This window comes from Nguyenibacter vanlangensis (assembly GCF_013376155.1).
Lineage (GTDB): Bacteria > Pseudomonadota > Alphaproteobacteria > Acetobacterales > Acetobacteraceae > Gluconacetobacter > Gluconacetobacter vanlangensis.
Map to the genome: position 1 here is coordinate 1 of NZ_JABXXP010001269.1, position 534 is coordinate 534.

General features: G+C 71.7%; 1 pseudogene. It reads left to right on the forward strand.

The features are described from left to right. Positions 1 to 81: 81 nt before the first annotated feature. Positions 82 to 534, forward strand: a pseudogene (locus HUK84_RS22530) (hypothetical protein); the annotation flags it as partial.

The window sequence follows — 534 nt, forward strand, 5'->3', positions numbered from 1 at the left end:
GGGCATGCGGGGCGACCCGCCGCAGAACCTGGTGCTGGATCTGAGCGCGCCCGGGGCGGCGCTGAACTGGCCGGGGGCGGCATGACGACGAGCGGCACGGCAGGCTGGAATCCCGGCACGGTTTCGATCGTCAACGGCGCGCTGCGGCTGATCGGGGCGATCGCCAGCGGGGAGACGCCGCCGGACAATGAATTCCAGGACGCGCTGGATGCGCTGAACGGGCTGATCAAGGCGTGGCAGGTCTCGGGCGTGCATGTCTGGACCCAGACCGAGGCGACCGTGTTCCTGCAGCCGGGCCAGGCACGCTATGCGATCGGCGTGGCCGGCACGGACCATGCATCCGAGACCTATGCCGCGACCCAGAGCAGCGCCGGTGCGGCGGCGGGTGCGGCCGTTCTGCCGGTGGTGTCGGCGGTCGGCCTGTCGGTGGGTGACACGATCGGGGTGGCGCTGGATAGCGGGGCGGTGTTCTGGTCCGCCATCGCGTCGGTGGCCGGATCGTCGGTCACGCTGACCGGCGCGTTGCCGTCGCAG